Annotated in this window: 20 protein-coding genes and 1 tRNA gene; 11 read left to right on the forward strand and 10 right to left on the reverse strand. The window is 59.4% G+C overall.

The genetic code is table 11. From position 1 onward, the window contains the following. Positions 1-3 precede the first annotated feature (3 nt). Positions 4-489, reverse strand: a complete 486-nt coding sequence (locus tag BUC24_RS25750; protein ID WP_073223506.1) for a host attachment protein — start codon at positions 487-489, stop codon at positions 4-6. 132 nt (positions 490-621) lie between these two features. Here BUC24_RS25750 and BUC24_RS25755 point away from each other — a divergent pair, with 132 nt between their 5' ends. Beyond that, positions 622-1584 carry an MYG1 family protein gene (locus BUC24_RS25755; RefSeq protein ID WP_073223508.1) on the forward strand — a complete coding sequence of 321 codons (963 nt, stop codon included), beginning with the start codon at positions 622-624 and terminating at the stop codon, positions 1582-1584. A gap of 14 nt (positions 1585-1598) precedes the next feature. Here the strand turns inward: BUC24_RS25755 and BUC24_RS25760 are convergent, their stop codons facing one another. Beyond that, positions 1599-2645, reverse strand: a complete 1047-nt coding sequence (locus tag BUC24_RS25760; protein WP_073223510.1) for a phospholipase A — start codon at positions 2643-2645, stop codon at positions 1599-1601. Between the two features lie 177 nt (positions 2646-2822). Beyond that, the gene (locus BUC24_RS25765; protein ID WP_307188480.1) at positions 2823-4436 is read right to left on the reverse strand and encodes a methyl-accepting chemotaxis protein; all 1614 of its coding nucleotides are present in this window, start codon (positions 4434-4436) and stop codon (positions 2823-2825) included. Between the two features lie 211 nt (positions 4437-4647). Here BUC24_RS25765 and BUC24_RS25770 point away from each other — a divergent pair, with 211 nt between their 5' ends. Beyond that, positions 4648-6645 carry a methyl-accepting chemotaxis protein gene (locus BUC24_RS25770; protein ID WP_073223512.1) on the forward strand — a complete coding sequence of 666 codons (1998 nt, stop codon included), beginning with the start codon at positions 4648-4650 and terminating at the stop codon, positions 6643-6645. Positions 6646-6898: 253 nt separating this feature from the next. Here BUC24_RS25770 and BUC24_RS25775 read toward each other — a convergent pair whose 3' ends face one another. Together BUC24_RS25775 and BUC24_RS25780 are read right to left on the reverse strand one after the other, a co-directional pair. Then, on the reverse strand, positions 6899-8479 hold the full coding sequence (locus BUC24_RS25775) for an isocitrate lyase (RefSeq protein WP_073223513.1): 1581 nt from the start codon (positions 8477-8479) through the stop codon (positions 6899-6901). Positions 8480-8839: 360 nt separating this feature from the next. Continuing rightward, entirely contained in the window at positions 8840-10924 is a 2085-nt protein-coding gene (locus BUC24_RS25780; RefSeq protein ID WP_073223515.1) for a TonB-dependent siderophore receptor, read from the reverse strand. A 147-nt stretch (positions 10925-11071) separates the two neighbouring features. On the opposite strand from BUC24_RS25780, the gene BUC24_RS27065 reads away from it, so the two are divergent. Then, the gene (locus BUC24_RS27065) at positions 11072-11248 is read left to right on the forward strand and encodes a hypothetical protein (RefSeq protein ID WP_178372626.1); all 177 of its coding nucleotides are present in this window, start codon (positions 11072-11074) and stop codon (positions 11246-11248) included. Continuing rightward, complete coding sequence (locus BUC24_RS25790; protein WP_073223519.1) at positions 11245-12396, forward strand: PepSY-associated TM helix domain-containing protein; 1152 nt, start codon at positions 11245-11247, stop codon at positions 12394-12396. Before BUC24_RS27065 ends, BUC24_RS25790 begins: the two co-directional genes overlap by 4 nt. Before the next feature lie 15 nt (positions 12397-12411). Here BUC24_RS25790 and rnk read toward each other — a convergent pair whose 3' ends face one another. Continuing rightward, on the reverse strand, positions 12412-12819 hold the full coding sequence (gene rnk, locus BUC24_RS25795; RefSeq protein ID WP_073223521.1) for a nucleoside diphosphate kinase regulator: 408 nt from the start codon (positions 12817-12819) through the stop codon (positions 12412-12414). A 353-nt stretch (positions 12820-13172) separates the two neighbouring features. Between rnk and BUC24_RS25800 the strand changes: the two genes are divergently transcribed. Continuing rightward, positions 13173-14270: a serine hydrolase domain-containing protein gene (locus tag BUC24_RS25800; RefSeq protein ID WP_073223591.1), complete on the forward strand. Its 1098-nt coding sequence runs from the start codon at positions 13173-13175 to the stop codon at positions 14268-14270. 38 nt (positions 14271-14308) lie between these two features. Here BUC24_RS25800 and BUC24_RS25805 read toward each other — a convergent pair whose 3' ends face one another. From BUC24_RS25805 to BUC24_RS25815, 3 genes are read right to left on the reverse strand one after another with little or no spacing between them, the layout of a single operon-like run. After that, a complete protein-coding gene (locus BUC24_RS25805; RefSeq protein WP_073223522.1) occupies positions 14309-14530 on the reverse strand; it encodes a hypothetical protein in 222 nt (73 codons plus the stop codon). Next, on the reverse strand, positions 14527-14946 hold the full coding sequence (locus BUC24_RS25810; protein ID WP_073223524.1) for a VOC family protein: 420 nt from the start codon (positions 14944-14946) through the stop codon (positions 14527-14529). The genes BUC24_RS25805 and BUC24_RS25810 overlap by 4 nt, the downstream gene beginning before the upstream one ends. Positions 14947-14967: 21 nt before the next feature. Continuing rightward, positions 14968-15420, reverse strand: coding sequence for a helix-turn-helix transcriptional regulator (locus BUC24_RS25815; protein ID WP_073223526.1), 453 nt, complete (start codon positions 15418-15420; stop codon positions 14968-14970). Between the two features lie 182 nt (positions 15421-15602). On the opposite strand from BUC24_RS25815, the gene BUC24_RS25820 reads away from it, so the two are divergent. The 3 genes from BUC24_RS25820 (at position 15603) to BUC24_RS25835 (ending at position 17461) form a co-directional block, all read left to right on the forward strand. Continuing rightward, complete coding sequence (locus BUC24_RS25820) at positions 15603-15947, forward strand: hypothetical protein (RefSeq protein ID WP_073223528.1); 345 nt, start codon at positions 15603-15605, stop codon at positions 15945-15947. A gap of 156 nt (positions 15948-16103) precedes the next feature. Continuing rightward, the gene (locus BUC24_RS26800; protein ID WP_143167663.1) at positions 16104-16628 is read left to right on the forward strand and encodes a hypothetical protein; all 525 of its coding nucleotides are present in this window, start codon (positions 16104-16106) and stop codon (positions 16626-16628) included. Positions 16629-16858: 230 nt separating this feature from the next. Further along, positions 16859-17461: an immunity protein Imm33 domain-containing protein gene (locus BUC24_RS25835; protein WP_073223534.1), complete on the forward strand. Its 603-nt coding sequence runs from the start codon at positions 16859-16861 to the stop codon at positions 17459-17461. Between the two features lie 80 nt (positions 17462-17541). Here BUC24_RS25835 and BUC24_RS25840 read toward each other — a convergent pair. Beyond that, a tRNA-Phe gene (locus BUC24_RS25840) sits at positions 17542-17617 on the reverse strand. Positions 17618-17734: 117 nt separating this feature from the next. Between BUC24_RS25840 and BUC24_RS25845 the strand changes: the two genes are divergently transcribed. From BUC24_RS25845 to BUC24_RS25855, 3 genes are read left to right on the forward strand one after another with little or no spacing between them, the layout of a single operon-like run. Next, positions 17735-18952, forward strand: coding sequence for an FAD-dependent monooxygenase (locus tag BUC24_RS25845; RefSeq protein ID WP_073223536.1), 1218 nt, complete (start codon positions 17735-17737; stop codon positions 18950-18952). 30 nt (positions 18953-18982) lie between these two features. Then, the gene (locus BUC24_RS25850; protein WP_073223538.1) at positions 18983-19723 is read left to right on the forward strand and encodes a DsbC family protein; all 741 of its coding nucleotides are present in this window, start codon (positions 18983-18985) and stop codon (positions 19721-19723) included. A 21-nt stretch (positions 19724-19744) separates the two neighbouring features. Further along, entirely contained in the window at positions 19745-20344 is a 600-nt protein-coding gene (locus BUC24_RS25855; RefSeq protein WP_073223540.1) for a nucleotidyltransferase family protein, read from the forward strand. Positions 20345-20349 lie beyond the last annotated feature (5 nt).

A 20349-nucleotide genomic window follows, 5' to 3' on the forward strand; every position in this document is an offset into this window, starting at 1 on the left:
CTGTTAGTGCAATTGTTCCCGCAACTGCTGCGGATTCAAATGGGTATAGTCCTTGTTCACTTCATTCGTGATCAGGGACTTGACGTGCGGATCGAGAAACGCACGCAGCGCGCCCAAAAATTGCGGCGAAGCAGAGATGACCAGCTCCTTGAAGCGGCCTTCCTGATGCGCTTGCAGCAGAAAATGGGAAATGTCTTTGGCGAACTGCTCGGCCTCCTGTTCAGCCGGGGTGTGTGCCGGCTGATAGGTTTTGTTGGGTGCCCCCACGCCGGCGTTGTGCGCGGCGCCCACCCCCTGAGTGCCGCCGATGTTGTGGCCGCTTTTGCCAGCTGCCGTAGGACCGAATTTGTCGGATTCCGTTTCCGTGACGCGCAGGCGGACCGCGGAATTGACCATGTCCTCGACTTCCTGCAAAGGCTGGGCCGGGTCGGATTCGGCGAAGATGCGGGCGCGGCTCGCGTTGGCGGTGATAATCCATGTGGCTCGCATGCTACCCCCTCACTGAGTGATTGGCGATGCACCAGTATAGGCGCGGCCAAAAATGGCTGGCGCACTGGCGTCACTGGCGCGCCATTGTTGGTATGATCAATGCACTTGCCCCTCACCACGATCGGAAACGCAATGCTCATCGTCACTCATGGAGGCAAATTCCACGCCGATGATGCCTGGGCCGTGGCTGTACTCAAGGTGCTGTTTCCTGCCGCGCAGATCGTGCGCACGCGCGACATCGCCACCATCGAGGGGGCTGATTTTGCCGTGGACGTGGGCGGCATCTGGGATCCGGCCACGGGCCGCTTCGACCATCACCAGAAAGGCTTCAGCGGCGCCCGCGCGACTGGCGTGCCGTATGCCAGCGCGGGTCTGGTGTGGCGCGAATACGGTGGCGCATGCGTCAGTGCACTGTGCGCCACGCACATTGGGCACCAACTGTCCGACGAAAAGGCACGCGAGATTGCCTACGGCATCGACACCGATATCGTGCAATACCTCGACCTGTCGGATGTGGGCGCGGCCAAGAATGCGCCTGGCGGCTACGGCTTGTCGGCCGTCATTTCCGGCTTCAATCCGAACTGGCTCGACGAAGAAAGGCTGGGCTACGGCGCCGACGCCGATGCCTACCGGCTTGGGCAGTTCGGCAGCGCGATGGCGCTGCTGACCGATATCATCATCAATGCCGTCAAGTACCGCGTTGGCGCGATGCTGGCGGTGGAGCAGGTGCGCCAGTCCCAGCCGCTGGAAAAAGGCCAGCTGCTGTTCCTGAAAAACGGCGCCTTGCCCTGGACCCAGGTGGTACGCAAGGAAATGCCGAAGGTGCTGTTTGTGATCAGCCACAGCCTGGCGGAAAACCGCTACATGCTGCACACGGTGCCGGTCAGTCAGGACAGCTTCAAGGCCAGGGCCGACTTGCCCGAAACGTGGGCCGGTTTGCGCGATGCCGATCTGGCTGCGGTGACCGGTGTGCCCGATGCGATTTTTTGCCACAACGGCCGCTTTATCGCGGCCGCCAAGTCCTACCAGGGCGCGCATGCCATGGCGCTGCAAGCGCTGGACGCCGTTGCAGCAGGCTTGCCCGGCAAATCCTGAGCCTGCAATGGGGTTTAGAAATCGGCGTTGAAGCCGGCGCCGATCGATTTCTGCGAATAGTTGTAATCGATCAGGCTTTGGCCGTATCCAGCTGACAGCTGCACGTAACCCTTCAGGTTGGTGGTGATGGGATACGCCCAGCCTGCCTGCAGGAAGCCGTGATTGGTGCTGAAATTGCGCCGTCCCATCAGCGAGTATTCATAGCCGTTGTCGCGGTACACGGCGCTGATATCGCCATGGCCCATGAAGTCGGTGATGTCCGGATTGTCATTGTCGGACTTGGCATTGTCGAGACGGCGCCACACGCGCGTGCTCAAGGCAAAGTTGCCACGGTCAACGCCCAGCTCGGCATACAGGCGGTTCCAGCTGCGCGACAGCGTCCCGGTCTGGCCGTTGGACTGGTGCACCAGTCCCAGGTTCAAATAGCGGACATTGACGCCAGCGAGCTCCTTGTTGATCGGCATGACGGCCATGACTTCAGGCTGGTAATTGGTTTCGCGGAACGGGCTGGACGCCGCGCGGTTGTACGCCTGCCAAAAACTTTGCTGGGTGTAGCCCAGCCAGATATCGAAGGGCAAGCCCGCCACTTGCTCGGCCGCCTTTACCTTGAAGCTGAGCTGGTAAGTCAGCTCCACCCGTTTGGGCGCCAGGCCGGCCGGCGTCTGCGAGCGGTAGGGCTCGGTATTTGACTGGTTGCTGTAGTTGGCCAGCAGCAGATAGTTTTCGTGGTGAGGACGGAAGGAGAACACGCCGCGGCGCGCGCTCGGTACCAATTCCCATGATTGCTCGGTGCGCGAAATCGGCGTTTCAGGTGGCGCTTTGGTGGCCGATGCCACGGGCGGAATCGGCGCTGGCGCGGCTGCATTCGCATCCGGGATCGGGGCGCCGGCCACGGTGGCGGCAGTGGCTGCCTTGGTCAATTCATCGAAGCAGCCCAGGCGCGCACTGGCGTCGCCTAAGGCGGAACAGCGCAGCAACTGATTTTCCAGTTCGCCCGCTTGGGCAAAGGCAGTGGCAAGGGTGAGGGCGGTAAACAGGATTCGTGGGGCGGCAGCGTGCATTCTTGTTGTTTTCTTTTAAAAGGGGAAAGCAGGGACACGCACTGGCGGCAGTCTGCGCGAGCAGGCCGGGTCGAACGCGAAAGGGTGGAATTGTCGCTCAAATGCAATTTTTACGGCGCGCTGTAGCCGCCGTGCACATCGTTCGCGTGGGCCGCCCGGGCGGACGGCCCGGGAGGTTTAACGCGCGGCCAGGCGCTTGAGCGGTTTGGCCGCCGGCCCGGCCGGACGGCGCGGCCTGGCCGGCGGGGTCTGAATGCTGTCGTCCAGGCGGAACTGGCCCACCACCTCCAGTAGCCGCTGGGCCTGCTGTTGCATGCTCTCCGCAGCGGCGCTTGCCTCCTCCACCAGCGCCGCGTTTTGCTGGGTGACCGCATCCATTTGCGTAATCGCCTGGTTGACCTGAGCGATACCGGAACTTTGCTCGTTGGTTGCCACGCTGATCTCGCCCATGATGTCCGTCACGCGGCGCACGCTGGCCACTACCTCGTCCATGGTGCTGCCCGCTTCGGCCACAAGGCGGTTGCCAACCGCGACTGTGTCCACCGAGGCGCCGATGAGGGTCTTGATTTCCTTGGCGGCGGCAGCGCTGCGCTGCGCCAGGTTGCGTACCTCGGTCGCCACGACGGCAAAGCCGCGTCCTTGCTCGCCTGCCCGCGCCGCTTCCACTGCGGCATTGAGGGCCAGAATATTGGTCTGGAAGGCGATCCCGTCGATGACGCTGATGATGTCGACGATTTTCTTGGACGAGTCGTTGATGGATGCCATCGTATCCACCACTTGCGACACCACCGAGCCACCCTTGATTGCCACGTCCGAGGCAGTGGCCGCCAACTGGTTGGCCAGGCGCGCATTTTCCGCGTTCTGGGTCACGGTGGAGGTTAGTTCCTCCATTGAGGCGGCGGTTTCTTCCAGCGAGCTGGCCTGTTCTTCGGTGCGCGAGGACAAGTCGAGATTGCCCGCTGCAATCTGGCCCGAAGCGGTGGCAATCGTGTCGGTGCCGGTGCGCACTTCGTTGACGATCTTGGCGAGGTCGTCGCGCATGGCGCGTATGCCGTGCAGCATGCTGCTGTTGTCATCGTGCTTGACATCGATTGCCACGCTCAAGTCGCCTTCGGCAATCTTGCGCGTGATGCCGGACGCGTATTCCGGTTCACCGCCCAGCTGGCCGAGCAAGCCGCGGCTGATCACGGTGCCGACAGCCAGCAGCACAATGGCCAGCACCAGGGCGCCCATTGTGAACGTGATGGCGCGGCCGCGAATGGTAGCTTCGACCGTGTCGACGTAGACGCCGGAACCGATCACCCAGCCCCAGGGCGCAAAGCCCTTGACGTAGGAAACCTTGCGCACTGGCGTGTCGGAACCCGGTTTTGGCCACATGTATTCAACCGCCCCCGCGCCGCTGGCTTTGACGGTGTTCACGAACTCCACGAACAGCGCCTTGCCTTCGGGATCTTTGGTGCCGGACAAATCTTTGGTGTCGAGTTCGGGTTTGATCGGATGCATGATCATGACCGGCTTCATGTCATTCACCCAAAAATACTCGTTACCGGAGTAGCGCAGGCTTTTGAGGACGGCAAGTGCCTTCGTTTGTGCTTCGGCCTGGGTCATCACGCCGGCGCTGGCTTGCTTGTTGAAATCGGCGACGATGCCGTGCGCTACTTCCACGGCCTGGCGCACACTGTCCTTGCGCTCTTGCATGATGAGGCCGCGTTCCGAGACCAGGAAGATGGCCGTCAATATCACGACCCCCACGATGGCACTGATGATCGGAATGGCGAGTTTCTTCGCCATGCTCATTGATTTGAGAAAGTCGAACGCCATGGTGTCCCCTTATTGTTGGTTGTTGTGCCGAGCGTGAATTCAGAATGTCACGGCCCTTGCTCGGTGTCAATGCGGCCTTTGTTCAAAATCTCGCCCTGCTCAGCTGAAATTAATAGTTGGTGGTATATTGCTGCAATGCAGCATAAATTGCCCGTAAGAATATATCCCATCTATTAATAATATGAAAACTTCTCTGACGACCGGTCGCCAGTTCACGGTTGGTGCCAAACTGACCACATTTACGCTGGCGCTGGTCGGCGCCATGTTCATTTCTTTCATTGCCTTCGTGGCATATACGATGTCAGCCTCGCTGGATCAGCGCGCAACCGAGCTGGTCAAAACCCAGGCGCAGGGCGTGGGAAACATGATCGAGACCTTCAATCGCACCGAGCTTGGCGCGGTCGACAAGTTCCACAAGGTGTACGCCAGTCTCTTGCCGGGCACTTTTTCGGTGGATACGACGCGCACCCTGGACACCGGTGGCGTGGTGGTGCCGGTGATGCAGCACGATGGCGTGGATCTGAATCTGAACTTTGCTTCCATGGACAGGTTCTCGGAAATGACCGGCGGTAACGCCACCATCTTCCTGAAACACAACGGCGACTTCGTCCGCGTCGCCACCTCGGTCAAGAAGGCCGACGGCAAGCGCGCCGTGGGGACCACCCTGGGCAGCAAGCATCCTGCCTTCGCCGCGCTGATGGAAGGCAAAACCTACCGGGGTATGGCGGTTCTGTTCGGCAAACCCCACGTCACCCAGTACGCGCCCATCAAAGATGCTGGCGGTCAGGTGATCGGCATCATGTATGTGGGGATTGATATTTCTGCGGATGTGGCTGAGTTGAAGTCACGTATCAAAGCGCTCCAGGTGGGCAAGTCGGGCTACTTCTTCGTGCTTGATTCGAAACCGGGCGACGGCCTGGGCACCTATCTGGTCCATCCGGATAAGGAAGGGGAAAAAGCCCTCGAACTGCGCGATACCGAAGGCCACGCCTACATCCAGACATTGCTGGACACCAAAGAAGGCACGCTGCATGTGCGCGCCGTCGACGCGCAGGGCAAGGCCCAGCGTGAGCAAATTCTGGTGTTCCAGACCAATCAGGACTGGCACTGGACGATTGTCGGCGCCGCCTTCGAAGACGAGGTCACGCAGGAGGTCACCAGTTTGCGTAACACCTTGTTTGCCATTGGTGTGATTGCGCTGCTGGGCTTTGCGGTCGCCTTGTTCCTGATCGTGCGGCGCCTCGTGGCACGGCCGCTGCAGCGCGCCACGCGAGCGGCGCAACAGCTGGCGCAGGGCGATTTGACCGTCACGCTCACGGCGGACAGTCAGGACGAAATCGGCCAGTTGATGACGGCAATGAACGGCATCAGCCAGGGCCTGGCCAGCGTGGTCGCATCAATTCGCAGCGGCACCGAACAAGTGGCTGCAGCGTCGACCGAAATTGCGGCAGGTAATCAGGATCTGTCGACGCGGACCGAACACCAGGCGGGCTCGCTGGAAGAGACCGCATCGTCAATGGAAGAACTGACCGCCACCGTGAACCAGAACGTGGAAAACGCCAGGCAGGCCAACGCGCTGGCAGCGTCGGCCTCGGCAGTTGCGGTGAAGGGTGGGGCGGTGGTTGCGCAGGTGGTCTCGACCATGGGCGCCATCAATGCCTCGTCGAGGAAGATTGTCGACATCATCGCGGTGATCGACAGCATTGCTTTCCAGACCAATATTCTGGCCTTGAATGCGGCCGTCGAGGCGGCGCGTGCAGGTGAGCAAGGGCGTGGGTTTGCCGTGGTGGCGTCCGAAGTGCGTTCGCTGGCGCACCGCTCGGCTGACGCCGCCAAGGAAATCAAGGCCTTGATCGGTGACTCGGTCGAGAACGTGGATTCCGGTAGCAAGCTGGTCAGCATGGCTGGTCAGACGATGGATGATGTGGTCAGCAGCGTCAAAAAGGTGACTGACATCATGGCGGACATTCTGGTGGCGTCGCAGGAGCAAAGCGCTGGCATCCAGGAAGTGAACCAGGCGATTGCGGCGATGGATCAGGTGACCCAGCAGAACGCGGCTCTGGTGGAAGAAGCGTCCGCCGCGGCGCATTCCATGCAGGACATGGCGGCCACGCTGGCGCAATCAGTGAGCGTATTCAAGCTTGAAAGTGCCGAGCGCAAGCGCATCGCCTTGCGCTGATCAGCCGACAACATGCAGCTAATCGCCTAGCTCTGCTCAGCCCCCACCATCGTCCTCGCGAAGGCGGGGACCCATGGCATCTTAGCAGCACCACAACGCATGCGTGGCATGGGTCCCCGCCTTCGCGAGGACGACGGCTCAACACATCAAGGTGGCGTCTCGTTTCAACGGGCCAACATCCCAAGGTCGCGTCTTTCTGCCGGCCAGCAAAAACGCCACCCGAAGGTGGCGTTGTCGTTTCCAGCAAACCTTCTTAGAACTGGTTCATGGTGTTGTGCTTGCCACCAGCCTTCAGCGCTGCTTCGCCGCTGAAGTAATCCTTGTGGTCGTCGCCAATGTCCGAACCGGACATGTTCTGGTGCTTGACGCAGGCGATGCCCTGGCGGATTTCCTTGCGTTGCACGCCAGCCACGTAGCCAAGCATACCCTGGTCGCCGAAGTATTCCTTGGCCAGGTTGTCGGTCGACAGCGCGGCGGTGTGGTAGGTCGGCAGCGTGATCAGGTGATGGAAGATGCCGGCTTCGCGGGCCGAGTCGGCCTGGAAGGTGCGGATCTTCTCGTCAGCGGCAGCAGCCAGTTCCGAACCGTCGTACTCGACGCTCATCAGGGCGGCGCGGTCGTAGGACGACACATCCTTGCCTTCGGCTTTCATCGCATCGAAGATCTGCTGACGGAAGTTCAGGGTCCAGTTGAACGATGGGCTGTTGTTGTACACCAGCTTGGCGTTCGGAATGACCTTGCGGATTTCGCTGACCATGCCACCGATCTGGGCGATATGCGGTTTTTCGGTTTCGATCCACAGCAGGTCGGCGCCGTTTTGCAGCGAGGTGATGCAATCGAGCACGCAACGCGCTTCGCCCGTGCCGGAGCGGAACTGGAACAGATTGCTTGGCAGACGCTTAGGACGCAGCAGCTTGCCTTCGCGCTTGATGATCACGTCGCCATTGCCCAGAGCATCGGCCGACACTTCTTCGCAATCGAGGAACGAGTTGTACTGGTCACCCAGGTCGCCCGGGGTGGTGGTAACGGCGATCTGCTTGGTCAGGCCGGCGCCCAGCGAATCGGTACGGGCAACGATGACGCCGTCGTCCACGCCCAGTTCCAGGAAGGCGTAACGGATCGCACGGATCTTGGCCAGGAAGTCTTCGTGCGGCACGGTGACCTTGCCGTCCTGGTGACCGCATTGCTTTTCGTCCGATACTTGGTTTTCGATCTGGATGCAGCAAGCGCCCGCTTCGATGAATTGCTTGGCCAGCAGGTAGGTGGCTTCTGCATTGCCGAAACCGGCATCGATGTCGGCGATGATAGGCACCACGTGGGTGACGTGGTTGTCGATCTTGTCCTGGATGGCTTTTTTGGCTGCGCCCTGGGCTTCGTCGAGCTGGCGGAACAGGCCGCCCAGTTCGCGTGCGTCAGCCTGGCGCAGGAAGGTGTACAGCTCTTTGATCAGAGCGGACACGGCGGTTTTTTCGTGCATCGACTGGTCTGGCAGCGGACCGAACTCGGAACGCAGCGCGGCAACCATCCAGCCCGACAGGTAGAGGTAGCGGCGGTCGGTGTTGTTGAAGTGCTTCTTGATCGAAATCATCTTTTGCTGACCGATGAAACCGTGCCAGCAACCGAGCGACTGCGTGTACTTGGAAGAATCGGCGTCGTAGTTGGCCATGTCGTTGCGCATGATCTTGGCCGTGTAGCGGGCGATATCAAGGCCGGTCTTGAAGCGGTTCTGGGCGCGCATGCGAGCGGCGGACTCAGGATTGATGGCATTCCAAGCGCTGCCTTCCTTGTCTTTCAGAGCAGCGATGGCTTGGATATCGTCTTGGTACTGTGACATGTGAATCTCCCGGTAGGTAAAAGCGGATCAAAAATCAGTGCGGTTCGTGGCGGCCTTGATTGGCTGAAACGGCCGCGCATCAAAGTGCTACAACATGATGTAATGATAGACGCTTCGCGGCAGGAGTGGAACTCTTATATAAGACATATAACTAAAAAAACTCCGCACATAATCAATGACTTGATTCCATGTTTTCATGATGTGGGATATATTTTTAGAAAATGGAATGACAATGGCACGCTTGAGGCGGGCTGAATCCACATTGTGAAACGCCTTTTCAGCGCGGCCCGCTTGCTGTGGCCCGCGTGACGGAAATAAAAAGGCCACCCGAAGGTGGCCTGTGCAAAACGCGGTGACGCGTCAGAGCTGATAGTCGAGCGTGAGTGCAGCCGTACGCGGTGCGCCGTAGATGGCACCGTTCGACAGGCCGCCAATGTACTTCTTGTCGGTGATATTGTTGATATTCAAGCGCAGCGTTGCCTTGTCCGTCACTTCATACGAGGCGAACATATTGGCCATGAAATAAGCATCCTGACGTGCACCGCCGGTTTTGCTGGTATCCGACTGCCAGCGGCCCCCAATGCCTGCCTTCAGTTGTGGAATCGACGCAAATTTCGTGTCGAATTTGAAGTTCACAACCGTGCGTGGAATCCACTCGTAGATATCGTTCCCGTCCGGGCCCGTCACTTTGAGTTTGGTCAGGCCCACCGTCAGCTTGCTGTCCTTGCTGATTTTGCCGGTCGCTTCCAGCTCGATGCCTTTGGACTTCACATCTTTCGGTTCGTAATAGTAAGTGCCGCTGCCCGAGATGCCGGCAAAGGTGGCAATGCCTTGCTGCTCCGAGCTGAACAGGGCGACCGTCGTCAGCATCTTCTTGTTCATCCAGTCGCTCTTGATGCCGGCTTCATAATTAACACCAGTCATCGGCGCCAGATAGCTGCCCTGAATGTCCACCTGATCCTGATTCTGGAAAATGTCGGAATACGACACATAGCCCAGCGTCTGCTTGGTGAAGTCATAGGTCACGCCCACGTAAGGGCTGACTTCTTTGGTGTCAGGGTAATTGGTATTGGTCACCAGGCTGCCGTAGCGTGAATTGCCTTCCCGCTCAAGCCGGACTGCATTCATGCCCAGGATCAGGTTCGCGCCATCGGCCACATTGAAGCGCGACGCACCGTAGAATCGGGTGAGGGTCTGTTCGCCGCTGGACGCAGGCGTTGCGGCACTCCAGACTGGTTCCGGATAAACATTGCCCGCATACGGGAAGGCAGGCAGCGGCAAGAACTGGTAGGTCGCCGTGTCGTAATTGAATTCGCTGGTGGCGGTTTTCTGGTGCGAGCGGCTGATGCCGGCGATCAGGCTGTGCTTGCGGCCAAACGCATCGAACTGACCATTGAGATTGACGTCAAACACCGAGTTGTCCGTGGTGACAAAGCTGCCGTAAGGCCAGCCGGACAAGCCCGTGTTGTCGTTGTTCAGACCGGCGCCGGAAGGGAAGGCATAAAACAGGCGCACTTCTTCTTCAGCATTGCGCACGGTGTAGGTCGCCTTGGCTTCCCAGTTCGGGCTGAGCGTGTGCGTGTATTCCACAAACGCGTTTTTGGACTTGGTGTTCCAGAAGGTCCAGTCTTGCGAGGTGGACGAGCTGACGTCAAAGTCGGCCATGCGGCCGTCGGCGTAATTCAAGGTCAGCGAGCCCCACATGGGCGACTTCTGTTTGGCGTTCTGATAGCCAAAGCCGAAGGTCAACATGCCGTTGCTGCCGATCTGGCCGTCGATCACGCCGTAGACCGTGCTCTGCTTGTCGTGCAAGCCGCGCAGGTAGGAATCCTTGTCCTCGTGTGCCACCACCAGTCGCCCCGCCCAGGCGCCATCGCTGCTCAAGACCTTGTTGTAGTCGAGTGCGCCACGGGCCAGGGAGTTTTCGCCGGCAGTGAACTTGACTTCGCCACCGTCCTTGTTGGTCGGGCGCTTACGCACATAATTGATGGTGCCGGAAGAATTGCCGACGCCGGTCAACAAGCCATTGGCGCCACGAATCAATTCGATGCGTTCGAAGATATAGGTGTCTTGCTGGCCGGCCACGGTGCCGTAATCATTCGTCATGCCCAGGCCATCGACCTGAGTCAGTTGCACTTCGAAGCCGCGCGCATTGAATACGGCGCGGTTGGTTTCGTATTGCTCGACGTTGATGCCGGTACCCAGACGCAGCGCTTCGTTGGAGCCGGTCGTGCCGAAGTCTTCCATCTCTTCTTTGTCGATGGTGCTGATTGTCTGCGGCGTGTCCTTGATTTCCAGACGCAAGCCAGTGGCGCCCTTGGAGACGCGATTCTCCCGTTTGCCGGGAACGACCACGACAGCTTGATCGGCTTCTTGCGCGAATGCCGTTCCCACGTTGGCGGCAGCGGCGAGGGCACAGGCGCCCATGATGATTGTTGGTTTCATTCTTGTCCTAAAGTTGCGCCCTACAGGTGCAATGGTTGTTGCGAAAGCGTATACTATACATGATAATAGCAATCGTTCTCATTCTCATTTAGTAAATACGGTCGACTTTTGGCACCTGCCGCGGTCGCAACATATAAAGGTAAAACCATGTCGGACCGCTTTCGTCGTATCTGGGCCTGGCCCGTGGCTCTGGGGGTATTGACCGCTTCCGGACTGGTCAGCGCGCTTGTTTCCGATCAGTGGGGCGACGTCTGGTCGTGGGTCGGGCTGGGTGTGCCGATGGCGGTGATCATGGTGTTCAGCCTGAAAGGGAGCCGCACATGACCAGCCGTTCCTTGCGCGCATGGAGCTGGGTGCATACCTGGAGCAGTTTGGTATGCACCGTGTTCATGCTGTTGTTGTGCCTGACAGGTTTGCCACTCATCTTTCACCATGAAATCGAGCATTTGAGCGGTGATGCGGTGGAACTGCCGGTGCTGGCGCAGAACGGCCCGCCGCTCTCGTTTGACGGTGTACTGCAGGCGGCCATGGCCAAGTATCCCGAGCGAGTGGTGCAGTACGCCGCCGCCGACGAGGAAGACGCGCGCATCTGGCACGTGACACTGACCCCGACGCCCGCCCCGACCGATGACTACAAATCGATTGCCGTGGACAGCCGCACTGGCCAGGTGCTGCGCGACGCTAAAACCAGCGAAGGCTTCATGTACTGGATGCTGCGCCTGCATGTGGATTTGTTTGCCGGTTTGCCTGGCATGCTGTTTCTTGGACTGATGGGGCTGCTACTGGTGATCGCGATCATTTCCGGTACGGTGCTGTACGCGCCCTTCATGCAAAAGATCGAGTTTGGAACCGTGCGGCGCGAGCGTTCAACGCGCTTGAAGTGGCTCGATCTGCACAATTTGCTGGGCGTGGTTACCTTGGTGTGGGCGCTGGTGGTTGGCTTTACTGGCGTCGTTAACACCTGGACCGACCTGCTGGTGAAGTACTGGCAGTCGACCCATGTGGGCGCGCTGCTGGCGCCATACCAGGGCAAGCCCATTGTGCCGGTGGCCGAGCGCGCGCCAATGCAGGCGACCTTGTCGGCCGCCATGGCCCATGCACCAGGGATGCAACTGTCGTTCGCAGCCTTCCCGGGCACGGCGTATTCCAGCCCGCACCATGTGACGTATTTCATGCGCGGCGACACACCGCTCACGTCCAAGCTGCTGCGGCCAGTGCTGGTGGACGCGCGCACGGCGCAGGTGACGGCATCGCCCGAACTGCCGTGGTACCTGAGCGCTCTGCTGATCTCGCAGCCTTTGCACTTCGGCGACTTTGGCGGCATGCCCATGAAGATCTTGTGGGCCATGCTCGACCTAGCCACCCTGGTGGTGCTGGGTAGCGGCGTTTATCTGTGGGTGCGCCGCCGCGCCACCAGGCAAAATGCAGAGGCGCTGCCTTTGCGCGTGGTGGCCGACGGTCAGCCGGTGTAGGCCGGCGCGACGCGTTTAGCGGAAGTACTGGCCCGCGCGCTCTGGCTGAAACAGGACCTCGAGCAAGCGGACCTTGACGAGGTGTCCGTCACGGCGGGGCCAGTCGATACTGTCGCCCACCGACAAGCCCAGCAGGGCGGTGCCGATCGGGGTCAGCACGGAAATGCCATCGTCGATCTGCGGCATGTCCTTAGGGTAGGACAAGGTCAGGCAAAATTGCTCTGCCGGCTCGTCAATCTGGAAGCGCACCGTGGAATTCATGGTGACAACGCCGGGCGGCATGTCTTGCGGTTCGACCACTTTGGCGCGCGCAATTTCCTCGAGCAGGCCGTCATGGTGGGCGCTCTCTTCTGGCGGCAGATTGGCAATCAAAGTTTCAAGGCGTTCGGCGTCAAGCGACGACACGGTAATCGTTGGTTTCATGGTCAGGCTCTCCTGGGGTTCGGTTGGGCTATGGAAGCACGAAGCAGAAGGTGGCTCGGAGAGGCGAACTGGACCGGGAGATCCCGGCCGGCCTCACCGAGCCCGGGAAAGCCGGGCGAGCTGGCGCTGGAAGGGCAGGCGGGCGACGACAGGCGCAACAATGGCGCCCTCGTTCAGGGAAGAACCAAGGCGATCAGCGAATGTGCGGGCCGTGTTCAACATGAGGATAGTATAGCGTGTTCGCATACTTCACGTTTTTGGCACAGTTTGGCAATTCAAGCTGTGCAGACTAATGAAACTATTTGCCCCCGTACTGCGGCGAATCCCGTGGGAATTTTAACGAAGGTAATTTCATGCTGCTTCCGAAGTATCTTGTGTCCCCCGTCGCTCTGGGTGCTGTTCTGTGGTTCTGTTGCCTCAGTGCTTGGGCGCGTACGATCAATGAATCAAATCAGCTGGCGCGGCAAGAAATACAGCGCACGATGAAGGAATTGCGTATCCCCGGGCTGCAGATTGCCGTAGTCAAGGACGGCAAGATCGTTTTGTCGGAAAGCTACGGCATGGCCAATGTAGAGAACCGGGTTCCCGCCACACGCTCGACGTTATTCCCAATTAACTCCGCGACCAAGGCCTTTACTGGGGTGGCAATGATGCAGTTGCTTGAGGCTGGGCGTGTTGAGCTCGATGCGCCTGTCTCGCGTTACCTCGACGGCTTGCCCGAGGCCTGGCGTACGGTCCGCATCCGCCAATTACTTGGGCATACGTCGGGTTTGCCCGACATCCTTGACCAGAAGGGTTTGATTGGCGGGGGAAATGAACAAGATGCATGGAATGCAGTGAAGAAGCTGCCGTTGGAAGCTGCTCCCGGCGAGCGATTTGCCTATAACCAGACGAACTATGGCTTGCTGGCGCAGATCATCGTCAAACTCGAAAAAGTCCCTTACGAGCAGTTTGTCGCGCAGCGTCAGTTTGCTCCAGCCAATATGCCTTTGTCGACATTTGGCGATAGCTATGATCTGGTCCCCAACGCGGCGACGATCTATAGCCACTCGCCGCGCGGCACCCTGGCGAAGAACGACGCCAATCGCATGTCCCGGTGGATCTACGATATGCCGTATAGCCTGTGGGCTGGTGGGGGAATCCAGACCACTGCCGATGAGGTCGCTAACTGGCTCATCGCGTTATCGAACGGCAAGCTGATCAGCGACGCGAATGTCAAAAAAATGTGGACACCGGAAAAACTGACCAGCGGTGCGGACGGCGACTGGGGCCGCGGGTGGCCCGTTTTGCAGAGCACGCCAACCCGGCAAGTGGCGGGCATCGGCGGCGCCCGTGCGGCATTTATCGTGTATCCCGATGAGGGTCTGGCTGTGGTGGTGTTGACCAATCTGGCAGGCGCCAATCCGCAGCGCTTCGTTCCCCAGATCGCCAAAATTTATCAGGCAAAGTGATCAGATGTTGCGGGGAGGCGAAGCCGAACCAAGGTCGCTCAGACGCCCGGTTTGCTGCCGCGCCTATGGACATATGGCAGCGCAAACAGGTACAGGCCCGACAGCAGCATCAGAAACCGCGGCGGCAGCGGCGCATACGTGATCCATGGCGAAGGTTCGGCCGTATCCATGGCCCGGGCAGCAAAGTTGGCCACCACGGCCAGGGTGAACAGGATGGACAGGGTGCGGTGGCCTTGGCGAATCGAATGGCCCCAGCTCATGCTGCTGCCTTTTTTGCAGCGACCTCGATCATCTTCCAGCCGTTGCCGGAAGGATCGCGAAAGCCCGCATCCACATTGCCATACCGATCCACCGGTTCTTGCGTGAATTCCACGCCGTTCTTGCTCAGCCGCTCGTAGGCAGCGCGGCAGTTGTCCACGGAAAGGACCAAAGGCGGCATCGCGCCCTTGGCCACCATTGCCTCCAGCGTTTGCGCCGTGGCTGCGTCATGCACCGGCGGTCCGGGCTTGAACAGGCCAAGCTGGAACGACGGCTGATCGGTATGCTGTATCGTCAGCCAGCGATAGTCGCCGTTGCGCACGTCGGTATGCACGTTGAACCCCAGTTTCTCGTAGAACGCCAGAGCTTCATCCTGGTCGCGCACGTACAGACCAACCACATTGATAGTTTGAGTCATATCAGCTCCTTGAAAGTGAAGCTACAGTTTGCCAGTGGCTTTGCTGCGCCGCTTCTCCAAAACTGCGCTAATGAGGTTGGGCCTTTGGGCGTTACGCATCACGCATTCGGGGACGTGGCGGGCATGATCGGCGGCCGCCTGGGTGCGGGTGCGCAGTTCGCCCGGGCTTTCGTTGGTAATGTCACGGAAGATGCGCCCAAAAGTGCCCAGGCTAGTCCAGCCGGTCTGCAAGGCAATGTCTGTGATTGGCAGGTCGGTCTCGCGCAGCAGCGCCGTGGCGCGTTCGATGCGGCGGGTCAGCAGGTAGCGGTGCGGGGGCAGGCCGAAAGCTTTCTTGAATTCGCGCGCGAAGTAGGCGGTGGAGACGGCGCTGGCCTCGGCCAGACGTTCGATCGGCCAGGCCTCATGGGGGCTGGCGTCCATTTTGTCTTTCGCGCGCAATAGTCGCCGCAGCAGCAGGGGGCTTTGGGGCATTCGGTTCCCGGTTCAATTGGCAACACCAGTACGCCAGAGCTTAACGGAACTGGCCGATCCCAAGCAAGTTTGTCACCGCGATGCTTCTACTATCTTGGAGCCATTTCACTGTCGAGTACAATCGACCGCACCTGGCCAGACGTGCTCAATTGAAAGCTTGGATACAACACGGAAGATGGAACATGAATTTTCTTGCAAAGATTTTCAATCGCGCAAAGTCGGATGTTCGTACCGGCGGGGTTTGGCCCTTTTCATCGCCAAAGAATGAGGCCACGTTCACGGTTCGGCAAATAGTCAATGGTGAGAAGCCCATTCTTCTTGTGGAACATGATGAAGACGAGGGCGGCTGGCAATTCCTCACTGGCGAGCCATTGGATATGTCTGATGCCATGATTGTCGGCTTGGGTGAGATAGCAGAGATGGATCCATCCGTTCTGGAATTGGCTGACTTGCCCATCGGGTGGCGTGCAACCCGCGAAGCCTTGACGGGTTCCTGGTTGCGCGAGAAGGCAGACCTTTGCACATGAGTCGCGGACGAGACGCTTGCGGCGTGCGATTTTTTGCCGCGCCACCTCTCCAAAACTGCGGGAATGACAACTGGGAAATGCTTGCCGAGCGAACTGAATATTCAGTCTTCTTCAATCGGGTCAGTGACGAGCATCTGCAGAGACGCTGGAGGATAGATGATAAGTAAGCAATTACCAAACTTCGCTCAGCTTCCCTGCCGCCTTTGTCGACATGCGATCTACGCGGTGCTCGTGTTCCTTGGTTTTTACCATGCTCCAGGAAGCGCGGATCAATCCCGGGTCGTTTATGTTTATGATGGTTTCAAAAAACCCAATCACGGACTGCGAGGTGCAACTGCCGCAAAAGCTGACCTTAAGACCGGCGCCCTGCAATTCTATGTTCCCGTTTGTACTTTCATGCGCCCAAGGCAAACGGAGGTTCGGCAATTTGAACTCCGAAAGGCAATTTACGGCGCTTCCGGTATCAAGGTGATGGCCGACCTGTGTAATGACATCGTTCCCAATGGCGAGCAACAAGAAGCGTATGTCGCCGGTTATAACGCGGTAATGGACCCGGCTATCGCCAAACGCTTAGGCCAAACATGGAAAATCTCACTCGAGAAGCAAGTGAGGGAGGAATTTAAACGCAAGCCGCAGGGCACGCTCAGAGCCGCAGACATCACATTTGAGGCGCCCTACTGAAGGGATCCGGAGCACATATGCAATCAGAGCAAACGACAAAGATTGAGCGCAGCACGCGGCCAGATCGTGGCTTTCGCAGAAGGGGCCGCAACAGGGCGAAGGTCCAGGCTCGGGCGTCAGCAGTCTCGGCGTCACGGCAAGACCGGCCAAATGCTGACAGTCACCCGGTATGCCAGTTGCAGCACGAATGCCTCGAACTGCAATTGGTTCAACAATTCTAAATACAGAGGATGAAATTGATAACGATTAAGCGCTCGGGTTTTTACCTTACTTGTCGAGACGAGCTTGAGGGCCTGGCAATCTGGTTGGCTGAGCTGGCCGAGGCGCGTGCAGGGACGCATTTTGCGTTGGTTGCGGGCGCCACGTTCCAGGTTGGCTGGTCGATGATGAAATTCCTTGAGACCTCAGATGGTCTGGCACTTTGCGAGCCGGATTTCGATAGCGATCCATTCATCCACTTCAGAAACGATGTCAGCACGACCTTGGCTGTCCTGCTTCAGCAGCGTGAGCTGTTGTCCAAACTGGGGTGTCAGCCTGTTGATTTCCGATTCGATGACAAAGTCGTCATGCGCAAAGGCTGCCTGGTGGAACAAGGCATTTACGGGGAACGAAGCCAGCCCGGGAAAGGGGACAGCGGATGGTACTTTGGCCCGACCAGTGAGCACCCGACACCAGTTGCAGATGATCTGGAAGCGATGTGGGCATTTCAATTGTTGCGTAAAAAGCCACACCTTCTCACTGCCATGTGCTTGCCTGTCAACTGGATCGTGGTCTGGGCCGGCACAGAGATTGTCGGTATTGCGAATGAACACAACCAGGAATTATTACGCTGATCGATGGACGTAAAAAAACCGCAGTCTCTGTCGAGAATTGCGGTTTTTACGTTCGCCAAAAGAAGGCTGAACTTTATTCTTGGTGGCCCGGGGCGGAATCGAACCACCGACACAAGGATTTTCAATCCTCTGCTCTACCAACTGAGCTACCAGGCCAAGAGGCATGATTATAGACACCCGCCTCAGCCTTTGCAAGGCCGACCAACAACTTTTTGCAAAAATGGGCCGAAACGGGGCAAAACGCTGTTGTTTGTTGCCGTTATAATGCCCTGCATGACGAGTTCAAAAACCGCCCAAGCGCCCAGCCAGACGACGATTTGCATCGTTGGCAACGGCGCCATTGCCAAAACCGCTGCCTTGGGGTTTGCCCAGGCCGGCCATAGCGTAACGCTGCTGGTGCCGCCCGCCGGTCCCGCCGCGCCATCCGCCACGGGCGAACAGCCTTGGGATGCACGCGTCTACGCCCTCAATCACACTGCCCACACGCTGCTGTCGTCACTGAAAGTCTGGGGCGCACTCGATGCTGCCCGTATCGCACCCGTGGACACGATGGTTGTGGGGGGCGACGGCGCCCAGGCCGGCGCGCTGGCTTTCGATGCATTCGGTGCCCACGTCGGCACCCTGGCCTGGATTGTCGAGGACCGCAATCTGAACCAGGCCCTGGACGCGGCGCTCAAGTTCGCACCGAATATACAAACCGTCAGTGGCCGTGCCAGTGCACTGGTTCTTGGCGTCGACAGCGCCACCGTGCAGCTGGATGGCGGGGCCAGTATCCGCGCCTCGCTCGTGGTGGGCGCCGACGGCGGCCAGTCCTGGGTGCGCGGACAATGCGATATCGGCATCGATTACCGCTCCTATCACCAACGCGCCATTGTCACCAACTTCAGCTGCGAAAAGCCGCACCACGGCGCCGCCTTCCAGTGGTTTACCGGCAGCGAAGGCATTGTCGCCCTGCTGCCGCTGCCGGGCAATCGCGTCTCGCTGGTGTGGTCCGCGCCGGACGGTCTGGCCGACACCATCATGAGCGAGTCGCTCGGTGAACTGGCAGTGCGCCTGTCGGTGCTGGCCGATGAAAAACTGGGGACCCTGCGTCCACTTCAGCCGGAGGTGGTGAAGGCGCTGCCGCTGGCGCTGATCCGCCCCCATACCATTGTGGCGCCGCGTGTGGCGCTGGTGGGCGACGCTGCCCACGTGGTCCATCCGCTGGCCGGCCATGGCATGAATCTCGGCTTTGCCGACATTGCCGATTTGCTGGCTGCGGTGGCGGGGCGCGAAGAGCAGCGCAGCGTCGGCGACGAGCGCGTGCTGGCGCGCTATGCGCGCGCGCGCAAGGAAGACATCTTACTCATGCAACTGGCGACCGACGGTCTGGCGCGCCTGTTTGCGACCAACCTCGAGCCGGTGCGCATCGCCCGCAATTTGGGATTAAACTTGCTCGATAAATTACCTATGCTTAAGCGCCGGCTGATGTCGCACGCGATGGGCAAATAGGAAGTGCCCAGGCATTCACCCGGAGAAGTCATGCTTAAAACGAAATTCACCCTGCTCGCACTCGCTTGCGCCGTTGTATCCTGCACCGCAGCCGAGAACAGCGCTGACAACAACCAGAAGATCGAGGCGAACCTCAAGAAAGTGCTGGAGCCCCGTCTTGGCGATGGCGCAAAAATCGTCTCGGTCAAGGCGACGCCGTATGCAGGTCTGTATGAAGTTGTCGCAGGTGGCAACATCGTCTACACCGACAAGAATGGCGAATACCTGATCTTCGGCCAGGTATTCAACACCCGCACCACCCAGAACCTGACCAAGGAACGGCTGGAAGTGGTCAACAAGATCAAATTCAACGATCTGCCGTTCGAAAACGCGCTCAAGATGGTCAAGGGCGATGGCAAACGCGTGCTGGCGATCTTCGAAGATCCGAACTGCGGCTACTGCAAGCACTTCCGCCAGACCACCCTGAAGGAAATCGACAACGTCACGGTGTACACCTTCATGCTCAATATTCTGTCTGAAGATTCGCTGGCCAAGTCCAATCAGATCTGGTGCTCGGCCGACCGCAACAAGGCATGGGACGAGTGGATGTTGAACGGTAAAATGCCGGCCACCCCAAGCCCGCAGTGCGAAACGCCGCACGCCAAAGTCAGCGCGGTGGCACAGAAGTACGGCATCAACGCCACTCCGGCGATCTTCTTCGCTGACGGCACCCGCATTTCAGGCGCGGTCGATCTGCGCGGCCTGGAAGCCAAACTCAAAACCGTCAAGTAAGCCGCGCGCCGCGCAGCGTCCATGAATATCGTCGGACTGCTGCTCGCTGCTGGCCGTGGCCGACGCTTCGATCCGGCCGGCCAGCGCAACAAGCTGCTCGCGGCGCTGCCCGACGGGGACATGGTCGCCGTCGCCAGCGCCCGCGCCTTGCTTGCCGTCCTCCCACGTGTGATTGCAGTCGTCCCTGCGGAGGGCGCTCTGGCTGACGCCTTGCGCAATGCGGGCTGCGACGTCACGGTCTGTGTTGATGCCGATAGCGGCATTGCGGCCTCCCTGGTTCATGGCGTACAGCAGGCCAAGCCTGCCGACGGCTGGATCATCGGGCTCGGTGACATGCCTCGCGTGGCCCCTGCCACCATTTGCGCCTTGCGCGATGCGTTGCGCGCTGGCGCAGGCATTGCCGCACCTGTGCATGCGGGCCGGCGTGGCAATCCAGTCGCCTTTAACGCCATGTATTTACCGCGCCTGCTGGCGCTGACGGGCGACCAGGGCGCGCGCGCCCTGCTTGCGAGCGAGCCTGTAATGACAGTGCCGGTGATTGACGCCGGCATCCTGCACGACATCGATACCCCCTCCGACTTGGATAAAACCGGTACACTTCCGCTGGGCGGACCAGCTTAACCATC

It is taken from the genome of Massilia sp. CF038, assembly GCF_900129765.1.
GTDB lineage: Bacteria > Pseudomonadota > Gammaproteobacteria > Burkholderiales > Burkholderiaceae_D > Telluria_A.